Below are 16,593 nucleotides of genomic sequence, written 5' to 3' on the forward strand. Positions count from 1 at the left end.
CGGCGCCGGCAGCGAACCAGCAGGCCCAGCCGGTCGTTGCTCGCGACACCGCGATCGCAGCGGCCCCGCGCGTGAAGATCGAGACACCGCGCCTCGCCGGCAGCATCTCGCTGAAGGGCGGCCGCATCGACGACCTCGCGCTGGTGCAGTATCGCGAGACGGTCGACCCGAAATCGCCGCCGATCATCCTCTATTCGCCCTCGGGCACGGCCGAGCCCTATTACGCCGAATTCGGCTGGGTCGCGGCATCGGGCGTGACGGCGAAAATGCCGGATGCGCAGACCGTCTGGCAGCAGGACGGCAGCGGCAACCTGACGCCGACCTCGCCGGTCGTGCTGAAATATGACAATGGCGAGGGGCTCACCTTCCGCCGCACCATCGCCGTCGACGACCACTATCTCTTCACCGTCAAGGACGAGGTCAGCAACGTCGGCAATTCGCCGGTCACGCTCTATCCCTTCGCCCTGATCTCGCGCCACGGCACGCCGCAGGTTTCCGGCTACTACATCCTGCACGAAGGCCTGATCGGCTATCTCGGCGACCACGGCCTGCAGGAATACGCCTACAAGAAGATCGACGAAGCCAAGCAGGTGAACTTCAAGGCCACCAACGGCTGGCTCGGCATGACCGACAAGTACTGGGCCTCGGCGCTGCTGCCGGACACCACTGCCCAGCTTCAGGCGCGCTTCTCGTCGAACCTGTCCGGCAACGTCCACACCTACCAGACCGACTATCTGCTCGATCCCGTCACCGTCGCGATCGGCGGCACCGCGACCGCGAACGCACGGCTGTTCGCCGGCGCCAAGGAAGCGGGCGTGGTCGGCGTGTTCCCGTTCGCCGGCCTCGGCGGCTACAACAAGGAGCTCGGCCTCAACCATTTCGATCTCTTGATCGACTGGGGCTGGTTCTACTTCATCACCAAGCCGATGTTCCTCGGCCTCGACTTCTTCTATCGCTTCTTCGGCAATTTCGGCATCTCGATCCTGCTCGTGACCGTGATCGTGAAGCTGCTGTTCTTCCCACTGGCGAACAAGTCCTACGCCTCGATGGCGAAGATGAAGTCGATCCAGCCGCAGCTTCAGGCGCTCAAGGAGCGCTATCCCGACGACAAGGTGAAGCAGCAGCAGGAGATGATGGAGATCTACCGCAAGGAGAAGATCAACCCGGTCGCCGGCTGTCTTCCCGTGGTGATCCAGATCCCGGTGTTCTTCTCGCTCTACAAGGTGCTGTTCGTCACCATCGAGATGCGGCACGCGCCGTTCTACGGCTGGATCAAGGATCTCTCCGCGCCCGATCCGACCAACCTGTTCACCCTGTTCGGCCTGATCCCGTTCGATCCGACCACGATCCCGGTGTTCGGCCACTACCTGGCGCTCGGCATCTGGCCGATCATCATGGGCATCACGATGTGGTTCCAGATGAAGCTGAATCCGACGCCGCCGGATCCGACGCAGCAGCTCATCTTCAACTGGATGCCGCTGATCTTCACCTTCATGCTGGCAGGCTTCCCGGCGGGTCTCGTGATCTACTGGGCCTGGAACAACACGCTCTCGGTGCTCCAGCAGAGCTTCATCATGCGCCGCAACGGCGTGAAGGTGGAGCTGTTCGACAATCTCAAGGCGACGTTCGCGCGGAAGGCGACGTAGCCAGAGCGACGCGACTCGTTGGCGGGCGCAAGCCCGCCGCAACGTCATGCCCGGGCTCGTCCCGGGCATCCACGTTTTGGAAGGTGCCACACCGATGGGCGTGGATGGCCGGGACGAGCCCGGCCACGACGACAGGATCAACCCTTGGCATGACCGAGCAGTCGGACGACAAGCTGATCGAGACCGGGCGCAAGCTGTTCGCCCGCGACTGGCAGTTCATCTGGGCCTCGCCGTCGATCCAGACGCTGCCGCCGATGGCGGGGCTGGAGATCGCCTTTGCCGGACGCTCCAATGTCGGCAAGTCGAGCCTGATCAACGCGCTGACCGGCCGCAACAACCTCGCCCGCACCTCGCATACGCCCGGCCGCACCCAGGAGCTGATTTTCTTCGAGGTCCCGGGCAAGGCGGACCTGCGCCTCGTCGACATGCCCGGCTACGGCTACGCCAAGGCTCCCAAGAGCCAGGTCGCGTCCTGGACCGACCTGATCCACAAATTCCTGCTCGGCCGCGCCTCGCTTGCACGCATCTACGTGCTGATCGACGGACGCCACGGGCTGAAGGACGTCGATCTCGAGATTCTCAAGACGCTCGACCGCGCCGCCGTCAGCTACCAGGTCGTGCTCACCAAGGCCGACCAGGTCAAGGCGTCAGAACTTCAATCGCGCATCGCCGAGACGGAAGCCGCGCTGGCCAAGCATCCGGCGGCCTTCCCGCATGTGCTGGCGACCTCCTCGCGCTCCGGAACCGGCATGGCCGAGTTGCGCGCCGCGATGGCGAAGCTGCTCGAAGAACGGAGATCGTGATGGCCGCGTTCCGCCTGTTGATCGGGCTTGCCGGCTTGATGGGCGCCGCCGGCGTCGCGCTCGCCGCGGCATCCGCCCATGGCGCCGACGCGAGCCGGCTCGCCTCCGCCAGCGCCATGCTGCTGTTTCATGCAACTGCCATACTCGCGGCCATCGCATTGCTTGCGCGCGGACTTCTGCATGGCGGAATTGGCCTGATCGCCGCATTCGGCTTCGCGGTGTCGGCCGCGCTGTTCGCGGGCGACCTCACCGTGCGGCAATATGCCGGTCATTCGCTGTTTCCCTACGCCGCGCCGACCGGCGGAACGCTGATGATCGTGAGCTGGCTGGCGGTGACCCTGGGGGCGGTGGCGGCTCGGAAATAGCGCGCTCTTCCATCTCCCCGCATGGGAGAGGGTCGCAACACCCACTTTGCGCCGACGCCGCCAATCAGATAGAACGCGGCCCGACAGTCCCGCCAGCGAGACCCGCGCCATGACCGAAATCTCCCCGCTCGACCAGGCCCGCATCCTGTCCGAAGCGCTGCCGCACATGCAGCAGTATGACGAAGAAACCATCGTCATCAAATATGGCGGCCATGCCATGGGCGACGAGGAGACCGCGAAGAACTTTGCACGCGACATCGTGCTGCTGGAGCAGACCGCCATCAACCCGGTGGTGGTGCATGGCGGCGGTCCGCAGATCGCGACCATGCTCAAGCGCCTCGGCATCGTCTCGGAATTCGCGGCCGGCCTGCGCATCACCGATGCCGCCACGATCGAGATCGTCGAGATGGTGCTCGCAGGCTCCGTCAACAAGCAGATCGTCGGCTACATCAACGAAGCCGGCGGCAAGGCCGTGGGTCTCTCCGGCAAGGACGGCAACATGGTGAAGGCGTCGAAGACGACGCGCACCATCATCGATCCGGACTCGCATATCGAGAAGGCGGTCGATCTCGGCTTCGTCGGCGATCCCGAGAAGGTCGACTTGACGCTCCTCAACCAGCTGATCGGCTACGAGCTGATCCCGGTGCTGGCGCCGCTCGCGACGTCGAAGGACGGCCAGACGCTGAACGTCAACGCCGACACGTTCGCCGGCGCGGTCGCCGGCGCGCTGAAGGCCAAGCGCCTGCTGCTGCTCACCGACGTGCCGGGCGTGCTCGACAAGTCGAAGAAGCTGATCCCGCAGCTGTCGGTGAAGGACGCGCGCAAGCTGATCGCCGACGGCACCATTTCCGGCGGCATGATCCCGAAGGTCGAGACCTGCATCTACGCGCTTGAGCAGGGCGTCGAAGGTGTCGTCATCATCGACGGCAAGATGCAGCACGCGGTGCTGCTCGAGCTGTTCACCAACACCGGCACGGGAACGCTGATCCACAAGTGATGAGCGAACGCGAGCAGCGGACAGAGGCCGTCATGCCCGGGAAGGACCCGGGCATCCACGGCTCTCCGCGCACGCCGTTGCACGTGGGCGGCCGGGTCGGGCCCGGCCGTGACGAACGGCGAGCGCGAAGGCATCGCCGCTCGCCTCTGACGCGTCTCCTGATGACGCTGCCGGCGGCGGTCGTCTCGTTCTTCTTCTCCTCCGCGCCGGCCTTCGCCGATCTGAAGATCTGCAACCACATGTCCTATGTCGTGGAGGCCGCGATCGGCATCGACGACAAGGCGGCGACCGCGACGCGAGGCTGGTTCCGGATCGATCCCGCCACCTGCCGCGTGGTGGTGCAGGGGACGCTGAACGCCGACCGCATCCTGCTCAACGCGCGCGCGCTCGGCGTCTATGGCGCCTCCCCGATCCCGCAGAACGGCAGCGACATGCTCTGCGTCGCGCAGGACAATTTCGTCATCGCCGCCGCGCGGCAATGCCGCGCCGGCCAGACCCAGGCGCCCTTCACCCAGATCACGCCGTCGCAGGGCGACGACGGCAATCTCACCGCCTATCTCGCCGAAGATTCCGAATATGACGACGAGCAGGCCCGGCTCGCCGGCATCCAGCGGCTGCTGGTGATCGCGGGCTACGACGCCGCGCCCATCGACGGCGTCGACGGACCGAAAACCCAGGCCGCGCTCGCCGCGTTCCTGAAGAGCCGCGGGCTGCCGCTCGACACCGTGCAGTCGCCGAACCTGTTCAAGACCATGGTAGATGCGGTGCAGACACCGTCGGCGAACGGGCTGACCTGGTGCAACGACACGCCGCACAAGGTGATGGCGGCCGTCGCCACCGACGACGGCAAGACGACGACCAGCCGCGGCTGGTACCGGATCGATCCCGGCAAGTGCCTTCATCCCGACGTCACCGGGCAGCCCAGGCAGATCTTCAGCTTCGCCGAAGCGATCGACGCCGACAACCGCACGGTCAAGCTGAAGGACAAGCCGCTGAACTGGGGCGGCGACAAGCAGCTCTGCACGCGCGAAACCAAGTTCGAGACCAACGAGCAGAACGACTGTCCCGCGCGCGGCTTCGTCGCGACGGGCTTCGGCGCGGTGGACATGTCGAGCGGCGGCAAGACGCTGCGGTTCGCGATGCCGTGACGACATGATGATCCTACTCGCCCGCCGTCGTCCGCGAAGGCCGGGACCCATAGCCACACGATCGATTTGACGAAGAACGACGACCAGAGTGCCGCTAAAACAGTTCACGGCGTAGGGGTCCTGGCTTTCGCCAGGACGACGCCTGAGAGCGGAGCTGCCGTCCCGGTCAATGGATAGAGAGCTGCGATGAACCCACCCCGCGCCTTCACCCACATCGACACCTGGGTGTTCGACCTCGACAACACGCTCTACCCGCATCACGTCAACCTGTGGCAGCAGGTCGATGCACGGATCGGGGAATTCGTCTGCAACTGGCTGAACGTGACGCCGCCGGAAGCGCGCAAGATCCAGAAGGACTACTACCTGCGCTTCGGCACCACCATGCGCGGCATGATGACCCTGCATGGCGTGCGCGCCGACGACTATCTCGCCTATGTCCACAGGATCGACCACTCGCCGCTGGAGCCGAATCCGGCGCTCGGCGAAGCCATCGCCAGACTGCCCGGCCGCAAGCTGATCCTCACCAACGGCTCGGTCGACCATGTCGATGCGGTGCTGGCACGGCTTGGCCTTGCCACCCATTTCGACGGCGTGTTCGACATCATCGCCGCCGGGTTCGAACCGAAGCCGGCCGCGCAGACGTACCGGAAATTCCTCGCGGACCATGCGGTCGATCCGACCCGGGCGGCGATGTTCGAGGATCTCGCCCGCAACCTCACCGTCCCGCACGAGCTCGGCATGACCACGGTGCTGGTGGTGCCCGACGGCACCAAGGAAGTTGTGCGCGAGGACTGGGAGCTGGAGGGCCGGGACGCGGCCCATGTCGACCACGTCACGGACGATCTGGCGGGGTTTCTGGACGGGCTGTCGTACAAATAGCCGGCGCCGTCCCGGCGAAGGCCGGGACCCATCACCATCGGACCTGATCGTCGCGCGAGATCGGCACCTCCGAATCTTCGCCGGACGACACCCTTGTGGGGTAGGCGTTCCGGCCCTGCGCGCGCCCAACCGCGGAGCCTTGACTCCTCTCCCCCAAGTCCCGAAAAGGCGCCCCAATCCATCAAAATTCCCGTTCCGAAGAGGAAATCCCGATGTCGCTCCAAGCCCTCGAATCCACCATCAACAGCGCCTTCGACGCGCGCGACGGCATCACGACCTCGACCAAGGGCGAGGTGCGCGAGGCCGTGGACCAGGCGCTGGAGATTCTGGACAAGGGCGAGGCCCGCGTCGCCGAGCGCGGCGGCGACGGCAAGTGGAAGGTCAATCAGTGGCTGAAGAAGGCGGTTCTGCTCTCCTTCCGCCTCAACGACATGGGCGTCATTCCCGGTGGTCCCGGCAAGGCCAATTGGTGGGACAAGGTGCCCTCGAAGTTCGAGGGCTGGGGCGAGAATCGTTTTCGCGATGCCGGCTTCCGCGCCGTCCCCGGCGCGGTGGTGCGCCGCTCGGCCTTCATCGCCAAGAACGTCGTGCTGATGCCGTCCTTCGTCAATCTCGGCGCCTATGTCGATGAGAGCACCATGGTCGACACCTGGGCCACCGTCGGCTCCTGCGCGCAGATCGGCAAGCGCGTGCACATCTCCGGCGGCGCCGGCATCGGCGGCGTGCTCGAGCCGCTGCAAGCCGAGCCCGTCATCGTCGAGGACGACTGCTTCATCGGCGCGCGCTCGGAGGTCGCCGAAGGCGTGATCGTGCGCAAGGGCGCGGTGCTGGCGATGGGCGTGTTCCTGGGCGCCTCGACCAAGATCGTCGACCGCGAGACCGGCGAGATCTTCATCGGCGAAGTGCCGGAATATTCGGTGGTGGTGCCCGGCGCGCTGCCCGGCAAGCCCATGAAGAACGGCCAGATCGGTCCGAGCACCGCCTGCGCCGTGATCGTCAAGCGCGTCGACGAGCGCACGCGGTCCAAGACCAGCATCAACGAGCTGCTGCGGGATTGATCGTCGCTGCCCGTGGTCGTCCCGGCCTTCGCCGGGACGACGCCGGAACCGCGTCGAACCCTCCTTCCTTCCATCGCGACCAATCATCGGGCGGTCCTTCCGCCCGGAGCGTCCCGCATGGACTGGAGCTGGTATCTCTTTCGCTTCGATGGCCGCATCAACCGGACCCTGCTGTGGCAGGCGCTGCTGATCGTTGCGTTGCTGGTGGGCCTGCTCGACCTGACCGATCAGGCGATCCACGTCACCGGCGGCCAGAGCAAGTTCAAGTTTCCCTTCGACGTCGACTTCGATTTCGGCCTCGACGAGGTCTTCAAGATTTTCGATCCCCGCGCCTATCGCGCGCCGGCGTCCACTGATCGCGCAACCCTGATCCTGAAGGCGTGCGGCGCGTCGCTATTCCTCTGGATCTTCCTTGCGACCGCGACCAAGCGGCTGCACGATCGCGACAGGAGCGGCTGGTGGATCGTTCCGTTTTTCGTCGTTCCCCGGCTCTCGTTCCATGTCTGGGACCTGCTGCCCGACACCAGATGGTTCGCTCCGTTCGACTGGGCCATCCACGCGCTGTGGCTGTGGGGTATCGTCGAGATGTTCTGCCTGCGCGGCAGTCCGGGCAGCAACCGGTTCGGTCCCGATCCGATGGCCAGCTTCGAGACGCCCGCTGCAACGTCCCCTCACCGGCCGACCGGCTGGGACCAGCAGAGCGAGCTCGAATTTGTCCCGCCGAGTGCTAGCCCACCCGGCGGCATGCATGTTAAGCGGGACCCATGACCGATGCTCTCTCCATTGCCCGCGATCTCATCCGCTGCCCCTCGGTGACCCCGGCCGACGCCGGAGCACTCGGCGTGCTTGAAAAGGCCCTCACGGCGGCCGGCTTCACCTGCCACCGCGTGACCTTCAGCGAGCCCGGCACCGCCGACGTCGACAACCTCTATGCGCGGATCGGCAGCGAAGGACCGCACATCACCTTTGCCGGCCACACCGACGTGGTGCCGCCGGGCGACGAGAGCGCCTGGAGCGTCGGCGCCTTCTCCGGCGAGGTGAAGGACGGATTCCTGCACGGCCGCGGCGCCGTCGACATGAAGGGCGGCATCGCCTGTTCGGTGGCCGCCGTGCTGGAGCATCTCGCTGCCCATGGCGGCAAGGCGCGCGCCGACGGGAAGGGCTCGATCTCGTTCCTGATCACCGGCGACGAGGAAGACGTCTCCATCAACGGCACCATCAAGCTGTTGAAATGGGCCGCCGAGCGCGGCGAGAAGTTCGATCATTGCGTGCTCGGCGAGCCGTCGAACGTCGAGACGCTCGGTGACACCATCAAGGTCGGCCGTCGCGGCTCGCAATCCGGCACGCTCTATGTCGATGGCGTGCAGGGCCATGTCGCCTATCCGCACCGCGCCGCCAATCCGGTGCCCGACATCTCGCGGTTGATCGTGGCGATCTCCGACGAGCCGCTCGACCACGGCAGCGCGCAGTTCCAGGCTTCCAATCTCGAATTCACCTCGGTCGACGTCGGCAACAAGGCCAACAACGTCATCCCCGGCGAGGCGCGCGCCAGGTTCAACATCCGCTACAACGACAACCACACCCAGGCGAGCCTGCGCGAGCTGGTCGAGGCGCGCCTGGCAAAGGCCTGCGGCAACCGCATCCGCGCCCGCATCGTCTGGGAACCGTCGAACTCCAACGTGTTCGTGACCAAGCCCGGTCCGTTCACCGAGCTCGCGGTCGCCGCGATCGAAGAGGTCACGGGACGCAAGCCGGAGCTGTCGACGAGCGGCGGCACCTCGGACGCGCGCTTCATTTCGAGCTATTGCCCGGTGATCGAATTCGGCCTGGTCGGCCAGACCATGCACCAGATCGACGAGCGCGTGCCGGTGACCGATCTGGAGCAACTGACGAAAGTGTATCGCGGGATTTTGACGCGGTATTTTGGATAGGCGCGGCTGCCGCCACGCCTTCCCGCCGTCATGCCCGGGCTTGTCCCGGCCATAACGTTGGCCGCGAAGTCTAGTAATCCACCTGCACCAGATACAGGCCTTCCGGTGGCGCGACGATGCCGCAAGCGGCGCGGTTGCGGGCATCGAGTGCCGCGGACAGATCGTCCGCGGTCCAGCGGCCCTCGCCGACCCAGACCAGCGAGCCGACCATGGAGCGGACCTGGCTGTGCAGGAACGAACGCGCCGAGGTGATGACCGTGATCTCGCGCCCGTCGCGCAGCACGTCGAGCTGATCGAGCGTCTTCTCCGGCGACTTGGCCTGGCACTCGGTATCGCGGAAGGTGGTGAAATCGTGCTTGCCGATCAGGCGCTGCGCGGCCGCATGCATCGCGTCGCTGTCGAGCCGTCGTGGTACGCGCCAGACGTGGCCGATGTCGAGCGCGAGATTGGCGCGGGTGTTGACGATGCGATAGCGGTAGTGGCGCCGGATTGCCGAGAAGCGCGCCTCGAAGGTCTCCGGCACGATCTCGGCCTCGAGAACCGCAACTGGATTTGGGCGCAGATGCGCGTTGAGACCGTCGCGAAAACGATCGGCCGCGAACGGCTTGACGACGTCGACATGCGCGACCTGGCCGAGCGCGTGCACGCCGGCATCGGTGCGTCCGGCGCCATGCACCCGCGCATCGGCCCCCGTCATCGCCTTGACGGCAGCCTCCAGCGCGCCCTGCACCGAAGGCAGCGTCTCCTGCACCTGCCAGCCGAAGAACGGCGCGCCGTCATATTCGATGGTGAGCTTGTAGCGGGGCATCGATCCAGCTTTATCCGGCGTCATTGCCGGACTTGACCCGGCAATCCATCGCCTGAGAAAGAGTTTTGTGAGAAGATGGATACGCGGGTCAAGCCCGCATATGACGAGTTGATCAGTTGAACTTCGCGCCCGCCTTCAGCGGCACGCCGCGCAGGAAGTCGGCGGCCTGCATCCGCGCCTTGCCTTCGCGCTGCAGTTCGAGAATGCGGATGGCGCCCTCGCCGCAGGCAATCGTGAGCTGATCGTCGAGCACCTCGCCCGGGCCTCCCGAGCCCTTCGCGAGCTCGCAGCGCAGGATCTTCACGCGCGCGTTCTCGCTGACGCCCGCCAGTTCGGCCCAGGCGCCGGGAAACGGCGACAGGCCGTGGATGTGGCGCAGCACGGCGCGCGCGGGCTTGCTCCAGTCGACCCGTGCCTCGGCCTTGTCGATCTTGGCGGCATAGGTGACGCCGTCCTCGCTTTGCTTCCTGAGCTGGAGGCCGCCGCGTTCGAGCGCCGCCATGGCGCGGACCATCAGATCGGCGCCGAGCCGGGAGAGGCGGTCATGGAGATCGACCGCCGTCATGTTGTCGGAGATGGCGATGCGCTCGGCCATGGCGACGTCGCCGGTGTCGAGGCCGACATCCATCTTCATCACCATGACGCCGCTCTCGGCATCGCCGTCCATGATCGCGCGATTGATGGGCGCCGCGCCGCGCCAGCGCGGCAGCAGCGAGGCGTGCAGATTGTAGCAGCCGAGCTTCGGCGCATCGAGGATCGCCTGCGGCAGGATCATGCCGTAGGCGACGACAACGGCCGCATCGGCGTCAAATGCCTTGAATTCCTCCAGCGCTTCCGCCGTCTTCAATGTTTTCGGCGTCAGCACGGGCACGCCGAGCTTTCGCGCGGCTTCCTCGACCGGCGTCGGCTGCAATTGCAGCCCGCGCCGGCCGCCGGGCTTCGGCGCGCGGGTGTAGACGGCAGCGATCTCGTGGCCATGCGCGACCAGTTCGAGCAGCGTCGGCACGGAGAAATCGGGCGTGCCCATGAAGATCAGGCGGAGCGACATGTGACGGGACAATCCTCGGAGGCAGCAGGATATCCGTCATGGCCGGGTTTGTCCCGGCCATCCACGGTCTTCGCCTGCGGCGGAAAACGTGAATGCCCGGCAGATTGGCTCGGAGACGCCCTCCGTGCTTTCGGCCGGGCATGACAGCGGAAGACGAAGCTACCCTGCGCGCTTGGCCGCCTTCTCGAACTTCTTCATCACGCGGTCGCGCTTGAGCTTCGACAGATAGTCGACGAACAGCACGCCGTTGAGATGGTCGATTTCGTGCTGGATGCAGGTGGCGTAGAGGCCTTCGGCCTCCTCCTCATGCACTTTGCCGTCGAGATCGGTGAAGCGCACGCGCACCTTCGCCGGCCGCTCGACCTCCTCGTAATATTCGGGGATCGACAGGCAGCCTTCCTCGTAGACCGACAGTTCCTCCGACGAGGCGACGATCTCGGGATTGATGAAGACGCGCGGCTCCGGCTTGGTCTCGCCGTTCTCGTCGCGCTTGGCGAGGTCCATGGTGATCAGCCGCAAGGGCTGGGCGATCTGGATCGCCGCGAGCCCGATGCCGGGCGCGTCGTACATGGTCTCGAACATGTCGTCGGCAAGCTTGCGGATCTCAGCCGTGACCGTCTCGATCGGCTTGGAGACCAGACGCAACTGCTTGTCGGGCAGGATGATGATTTCTCGTAGGGCCATGGCGGGCGATTTAAGCCGCATGCCTGATGCGGTCAATGCGCCCAGGAACCCGTTAACCTTTCGCTAACCATAAAACTTCAGCCTTCGTTAACCATAAAAATTAGGGGGCTGTTAACCGCTGCCGTTCCCTCTTCGTTCGCGCACATCCGCGAATCGGCTAGAAGTGGCGGGATGAACGAGATCATTTTTCACGCCGGCGACTGGCCGGTCCGTACCGTGGATGCGCTGATCGGCTTCGGCGCGCTGGTCCTCATCCTGCTCGTGGTGATTGCGCTCGTGATCGCGCGCTCGGGGCGGCGCGGCGCGGAACTCGCGATGGCGAACGCCATCCGCGCGGACGAGTTGGAAGAGCGCCTGAGCCAGGTGCTGCATTCCCAGAGCGAGGCCTCGGGCCGCGTCGACGCCATGACCCAGGCGCTCGCCGGCCGCCAGGCCGAGATGGCGCGGGGGCTCAACGAGCGGCTGGATTCGGTGACCCATCGCGTCGGCCAGTCGATGGAGCACTCGACCCGCAACACCATGGAGAGCCTGCGCGCGCTGCACGAGCGGCTCGGCATCATCGACAGCGCGCACAAGAACCTCACCGACCTCACCACCCAGGTGACGACCCTGCGCGACGTGCTCGCCAACAAGCAATCGCGCGGCGCCTTCGGCCAGGCGCGGATGGAGGCGATCGTCCAGGACGGTCTTCCGAAAGGCTCCTACGAATTCCAGTTCACGCTGTCGACCGGCAAGCGGCCCGACTGCGTCGTGTTCCTGCCCGACCAGCGCCCGCTCTGCATCGATGCCAAATTCCCGCTGGAAGCGATGACCGCGCTGCACGATGCCCGCACCGACGAGGAGCGGCGCAGCGCCACGCAGCGGCTGCGCGGCGACGTGATGAAGCACGTCAGCGACATCGCCGAGAAATATCTCGTCACCGGCGAGACCCAGGAGATGGCCCTGATGTTCGTGCCGTCGGAATCGGTCTACGCCGAGATCCATGACGGCTTCGACGACGTGATCCAGAAGGCCTATCGCGCCCGCGTCGTGCTGGTGTCGCCTTCACTCCTAATGCTTGCGATCCAGGTCATGCAGCAGATCATGAAGGACGCGCGCATGCGCGACGCCGCCGATCAGATCCGCACCGAGGTGATCAAGCTCGGCGACGATCTCGGCCGCCTGCGCGACCGCGTGCTGAAGCTGCAGAAGCACTTCGCCGACGTGAACGAGGACGTCCGCCAGGTGCTGATCTCCGCCGACAAGATCGAGAAGCGTGCGGGCCGGATCGAGGAACTCGACTTCAGCAAGACCGACGCGCCGGCGGACGGCCCGCGCCTCGTGGCCACGGGCACGCCTGAGCTGTTCCCGAGGAAGCTCCAGGCCGGGGAGTAGGATTGAGGCACGTGACGCTGGTGGAATACTGGATCGTCCGCACGAGGCGGACGATGACACCGAGAGAGTGTTGAGAGCTTCCGTATCACTGGCTGCCCCGCGAGTCTTTTCCGTCAGAATCTGCTAACACCTCCCCATGACCGCACCCGACGCGACGTCCTCCGCCGGCGCTGATGCCGCTAACACCTCCTGGCGCGACAGTCTTGCCGTTTACCTGCAGCCGCGGGTGCTGATCGTGCTGTTTCTCGGCTTCTCGTCCGGCCTGCCGCTGGCGCTGTCGGGCTCGACGCTGCTGGTGTGGATGCGGGAAGCCGGCGTCGATCTCGGCACCATCGGGCTGTTCGCGCTGGTCGGCACGCCCTACACGCTGAAATTCCTCTGGGCGCCACTGGTGGACGCGTTGCACGTGCCGCTGTTCACGCGCGCCTTCGGGCGGCGGCGGGGCTGGCTGGTGTTCTCGCAGTTGCTGCTGATCATCGCCATCCTGCTGCTGGCGATGACCGACCCCGCGCGCTCGCCGTTCTACGTCGCGCTCGGCGCGCTGCTGGTGGCGACGATGTCGTCGACGCAGGACATCGTGGTCGACGCCTTCCGCGTCGAGAGCCTGCCCGAGAGCGAACAGGCCGCCGGCATGGCGGCTTACGTGGCGGCCTATCGCATCGGCATGCTGGTCTCGACCGCCGGCGCGCTGTTCATCGTCTCGGGCTTCGAGACCACCGGGATGCCGCGCACGTTGGCCTGGATGTGGGGCTATGTGGTGATGGCAGCGATGGTACTGATCGGCACCATCACGGCGCTGCTCGCGACCGAGCCCGAGCAGTCGGTGCGGGCGGAGGCGGCGACGCAAACCGAAACCGCGTTCGCGCGCGTGCTGCACGCGGCGATCGGCGCGTTTTCGGAGTTCCTGTCGCGCAAGGACGCGCTGGCTGCGCTGGCCTTCGTCGTGCTGTTCAAGTTCACCGACGCCTTCTCCGGCACCATGACCGCGCCGTTCGTGATCGACCTCGGCTTTTCCCGCAATGATTATGCGGCGATCGTGAAGGGCGTCGGGCTTGCGGCAACGCTGATCGGCGGCTTCGCGGGCGGCTTCATGGCGCGGCGCTATTCGCTGGCGACATCGCTATGGATCGGCGGCGTCGTGCAGGCGCTGGCGAACCTGTCGTTCTCGTGGCTGGCCTTCGTCGGCACCAGCCAATGGGCGCTGGCCTTCGCCATCAGCTGCGAGAATTTCACCAGCGCGATCGGCACGGTGATCTTCGTCGCCTATCTCTCCGCGCTGTGCCAGAACCCGCTGCACACGGCGACGCAATACGCACTGCTCACCGCGCTCGCCGCCGTGGGGCGCACCTATCTCTCGTCGGTTGCGGGCTATGTCGCCAAGGCGACCGGCTGGCCGCTGTTCTTCGTGATCTGCGTGCTGGTGGCGATCCCGAGCCTGATGCTGCTGACCTGGCTGCAGAAGCGCGGACATTTCGAGGCGCTGGGGCCGGTGCGGGTGTGATCCCCGCGCGCCCAACGGATACGGTGCTATAGGGAAGCGCGCCCACCGTTCGAGCCGCGATCAAGATAAGGGTGGGCACGGCGCTTTGCGCTTTTGCCTACCCTTCCGTTCGTCATTGCGCGCGAAGCGACGCAATCCAGAAATCTTTCCAAGGGAACAGTCAGGATTGCTTCGTCGCAAGGGTTCCTTGCAATGACGACACAGGGGCAGCGACCTATCGCGCCCCCCTTTTACTGCTTCCTGATCAGGCTCCACTTCGTGATCACGGCCTCGCTCATCTGGCCGGGATCGCTGGCGCAGGCGACTTCGTCGACCTTGACCGAGATCGCCTTGCCGACGAACGATTTGAGCTGGGCGGCCTGCGCGTCGCTGGAGGTCACGAGCTGGAATGTCTCCGGACCGGTCTCGAGATTGCACAGACCGTTCGGCGGCGGCAGGCGACGCGGTTCGGACGTGATCAGATAGGTCGCGACCCGCTTGCCGCCATTCTTGATGTCGCGCACCTTCATCGCGTTGAGTTCGCCCGAAAGCACTTCGCCCGCGCTGATCGGCTTGCCCGGCTTCGACGGCGGCGGCGCCTCGTCGTCGTTCTGCGCGCAGATGGCCGGCGACGCCAGCATCGTCATCATCGCGACCAAAGCCAGCCGTGTGGCGAATCGTTTCGTCATGTCGTCCGTTCCGTAACTTCTGCAGGATTGCTAGAACAGCGTGCGCTGCCGCATCGCGGCCGATAGCGTACCTTCGTCGAGATAATCAAGCTCACCGCCGACGGGGACGCCATGCGCGAGGCGCGTCACCTTCACATTGGCGTCTTGAAGCAGGTCGGTGATGTAATGCGCCGTGGTCTGGCCATCGACCGTCGCATTCAGCGCCAGGATGATTTCATGCACCTGCGCATCGTGTGCGCGCGCGACCAGTGCGTCGATGGTGAGGTCCTGCGGACCGACGCCATCGAGCGGCGACAGGGTCGCACCCAGCACGTGGTAGCGCCCTTGGGTGGCATTGGCCCGTTCCAGCGCCCAGAGATCGGCCACGTCGGCGACCACGACGATGATCGCGGGATCGCGCTTCGGATCGGTGCAGACAGTGCAGGGACTTTGCGTGTCGATGTTGCCGCAGGTCTTGCAGACCTGGACCTTGTCGAGCGCGACCTGCAGGGCGGAGGTCAGCGGCATCATCAACGCTTCGCGCTTCTTGATCAGGTGCAGCGCCGCGCGCCGCGCGGAGCGCGGACCAAGGCCCGGCAGCCGCGCGAGAAGCTGGACCAGCCGCTCGATCTCGGGACCTGCAACCGCGCCCATGTTACTGGCCGAACAGCCCCGGCGGCAGGCCGAGCCCGCCGGTGAGAGACTGCATCTTCTCCTGCATGGCCGTCTCCGCCTTGCGGCGGGCATCGCCGAGCGCGGTGACGAGCAGATCCTCGAGCACCTCGCTCTCCTCGGGTTTCATCAGCGAGGGATCGATCTTGATCCCCTTCACGTCCATCTTCGCGGTCATGCGCACCGCGACGAGGCCGCCGCCGGAAATGCCCTCGACCTCGACATTGCCGAGCTCGTCCTGCATCGCCTGCATCTTGGATTGCAGTTGCGCCGCCTGCTTCATCATGCCGAGAAAATCAGCCATCGGTGCGTGTCCTTGGAGAGGTGGGCCCAGGGCGCCATGAATCGTCATCGCGCCTTAGCATATTGTTCGCGCATGAACGTACCGGAAAACCGCTTCGCACCTTTTGCGGCGCGGCCCTTCGGGTCCCGATCATGCGCTAGAGATCGTCGTCGCCGTCGGAACCGTCAGGCGGATCATCACTGCCATAGTCCGCGTTAATATTGGATTCCGGCACCTCGGGGGCAAGCCTGCGGACTTCGACGACCTTCGATCCCGGGAAGCGCGACAGCACCTCCTGCACGCGCGGGTCGGCTTCCGCGGTACGGGCATGCTCCTGCTTGGCGGCCTGATTCACCGAGCGAAGCGTGGGCTGGCCCTGCTCGTTCGAGACGATCACGGTCCAGCGGCGGCCGGTCCACTGCTCGAACTTGCGCGCGAGTTCGGTGATGGTGGTCTTGGAGGCGTTGGGCTCGAGCGCGACCTCCAGCCGGCCCTCCTCGAAGCGGACCAGCCGCATGTCGCCTTCGAGGGCCGCCTTGGTCATGAGATCGCGCTTCTGGCCGGCGAGGGCGACGAGCTGGGTAAAGCTCGTGATGCGCAGCACGGGCGCCGCACCTTGCGGTTCGGGCGCGGGCGCCGCCATCTGGGGCCGCGCGGCCCCGCCGCCGAACGCCGTCGGCGAGGAGGTCGGTGCACGGACCGGCGCGGCAACGACCGGTGCAGCGGAAGCAACCGGTGCGGCCGGCACG

17 protein-coding genes and 1 pseudogene are annotated in these 16,593 nt (G+C 65.9%); 11 read left to right on the top strand and 7 right to left on the bottom strand.

The features are described from left to right. From yidC to dapE, 9 genes are all read left to right on the top strand, one after another. The coding region (gene yidC, locus QM712_RS34425; RefSeq protein ID WP_415027611.1) for a membrane protein insertase YidC at window positions 1–1,646 on the top strand (1,646 nt) is incomplete at its 5' end. A 149-nt stretch (window positions 1,647–1,795) separates the two neighbouring features. After that, window positions 1,796–2,449: a ribosome biogenesis GTP-binding protein YihA/YsxC gene (yihA, locus tag QM712_RS34430; protein ID WP_415027612.1), complete on the top strand. Its 654-nt coding sequence runs from the start codon at window positions 1,796–1,798 to the stop codon at window positions 2,447–2,449. After that, a complete protein-coding gene (locus QM712_RS34435) occupies window positions 2,449–2,814 on the top strand; it encodes a DUF423 domain-containing protein (protein WP_415027613.1) in 366 nt (121 codons plus the stop codon). The genes yihA and QM712_RS34435 overlap by 1 nt, the downstream gene beginning before the upstream one ends. Window positions 2,815–2,923: 109 nt before the next feature. Next, complete coding sequence (gene argB, locus QM712_RS34440; RefSeq protein ID WP_254128037.1) at window positions 2,924–3,811, top strand: acetylglutamate kinase; 888 nt, start codon at window positions 2,924–2,926, stop codon at window positions 3,809–3,811. Window positions 3,812–3,972: 161 nt separating this feature from the next. After that, window positions 3,973–4,959: a DUF1036 domain-containing protein gene (locus QM712_RS34445; protein ID WP_415027614.1), complete on the top strand. Its 987-nt coding sequence runs from the start codon at window positions 3,973–3,975 to the stop codon at window positions 4,957–4,959. A gap of 186 nt (window positions 4,960–5,145) precedes the next feature. Then, the gene (locus tag QM712_RS34450; protein ID WP_415027615.1) at window positions 5,146–5,838 is read left to right on the top strand and encodes a pyrimidine 5'-nucleotidase; all 693 of its coding nucleotides are present in this window, start codon (window positions 5,146–5,148) and stop codon (window positions 5,836–5,838) included. Between the two features lie 212 nt (window positions 5,839–6,050). Next, entirely contained in the window at window positions 6,051–6,896 is an 846-nt protein-coding gene (dapD, locus tag QM712_RS34455) for a 2,3,4,5-tetrahydropyridine-2,6-dicarboxylate N-succinyltransferase (protein WP_415027616.1), read from the top strand. 117 nt (window positions 6,897–7,013) lie between these two features. Next, entirely contained in the window at window positions 7,014–7,664 is a 651-nt protein-coding gene (locus tag QM712_RS34460; protein ID WP_415027617.1) for a DUF805 domain-containing protein, read from the top strand. Next, window positions 7,661–8,827: a succinyl-diaminopimelate desuccinylase gene (gene dapE / locus QM712_RS34465; RefSeq protein ID WP_415027618.1), complete on the top strand. Its 1,167-nt coding sequence runs from the start codon at window positions 7,661–7,663 to the stop codon at window positions 8,825–8,827. Before QM712_RS34460 ends, dapE begins: the two co-directional genes overlap by 4 nt. Window positions 8,828–8,897: 70 nt before the next feature. On the opposite strand, the gene truA is transcribed toward dapE, so the two are convergent. The 3 genes from truA to def form a co-directional block, all read right to left on the bottom strand. Continuing rightward, complete coding sequence (gene truA, locus QM712_RS34470) at window positions 8,898–9,635, bottom strand: tRNA pseudouridine(38-40) synthase TruA (protein WP_415027619.1); 738 nt, start codon at window positions 9,633–9,635, stop codon at window positions 8,898–8,900. A gap of 112 nt (window positions 9,636–9,747) precedes the next feature. Then, on the bottom strand, window positions 9,748–10,683 hold the full coding sequence (gene fmt / locus QM712_RS34475; protein WP_415027620.1) for a methionyl-tRNA formyltransferase: 936 nt from the start codon (window positions 10,681–10,683) through the stop codon (window positions 9,748–9,750). Between the two features lie 159 nt (window positions 10,684–10,842). Further along, window positions 10,843–11,367 carry a peptide deformylase gene (def, locus tag QM712_RS34480; protein ID WP_415027621.1) on the bottom strand — a complete coding sequence of 175 codons (525 nt, stop codon included), beginning with the start codon at window positions 11,365–11,367 and terminating at the stop codon, window positions 10,843–10,845. Between the two features lie 171 nt (window positions 11,368–11,538). Between def and QM712_RS34485 the strand changes: the two genes are divergently transcribed. Further along, a complete protein-coding gene (locus QM712_RS34485; protein ID WP_415027622.1) occupies window positions 11,539–12,741 on the top strand; it encodes a DNA recombination protein RmuC in 1,203 nt (400 codons plus the stop codon). Between the two features lie 136 nt (window positions 12,742–12,877). Then, the gene (locus QM712_RS34490; RefSeq protein ID WP_415027623.1) at window positions 12,878–14,242 is read left to right on the top strand and encodes an AmpG family muropeptide MFS transporter; all 1,365 of its coding nucleotides are present in this window, start codon (window positions 12,878–12,880) and stop codon (window positions 14,240–14,242) included. Window positions 14,243–14,472: 230 nt separating this feature from the next. On the opposite strand, the gene QM712_RS34495 is transcribed toward QM712_RS34490, so the two are convergent. The 4 genes and pseudogenes from QM712_RS34495 to QM712_RS34510 form a co-directional block, all read right to left on the bottom strand. Beyond that, on the bottom strand, window positions 14,473–14,910 hold the full coding sequence (locus QM712_RS34495) for a hypothetical protein (RefSeq protein ID WP_415027624.1): 438 nt from the start codon (window positions 14,908–14,910) through the stop codon (window positions 14,473–14,475). Window positions 14,911–14,940: 30 nt separating this feature from the next. Continuing rightward, the gene (recR, locus tag QM712_RS34500; protein ID WP_415027625.1) at window positions 14,941–15,543 is read right to left on the bottom strand and encodes a recombination mediator RecR; all 603 of its coding nucleotides are present in this window, start codon (window positions 15,541–15,543) and stop codon (window positions 14,941–14,943) included. A gap of 1 nt (window position 15,544) precedes the next feature. Further along, entirely contained in the window at window positions 15,545–15,865 is a 321-nt protein-coding gene (locus QM712_RS34505; RefSeq protein ID WP_415027626.1) for a YbaB/EbfC family nucleoid-associated protein, read from the bottom strand. A gap of 136 nt (window positions 15,866–16,001) precedes the next feature. Then, window positions 16,002–16,593: pseudogene (locus tag QM712_RS34510) on the bottom strand (DNA polymerase III subunit gamma/tau); the annotation flags it as partial.

It is taken from the genome of Bradyrhizobium sp. (assembly GCF_047605465.1).
Classification (GTDB): domain Bacteria; phylum Pseudomonadota; class Alphaproteobacteria; order Rhizobiales; family Xanthobacteraceae; genus Bradyrhizobium.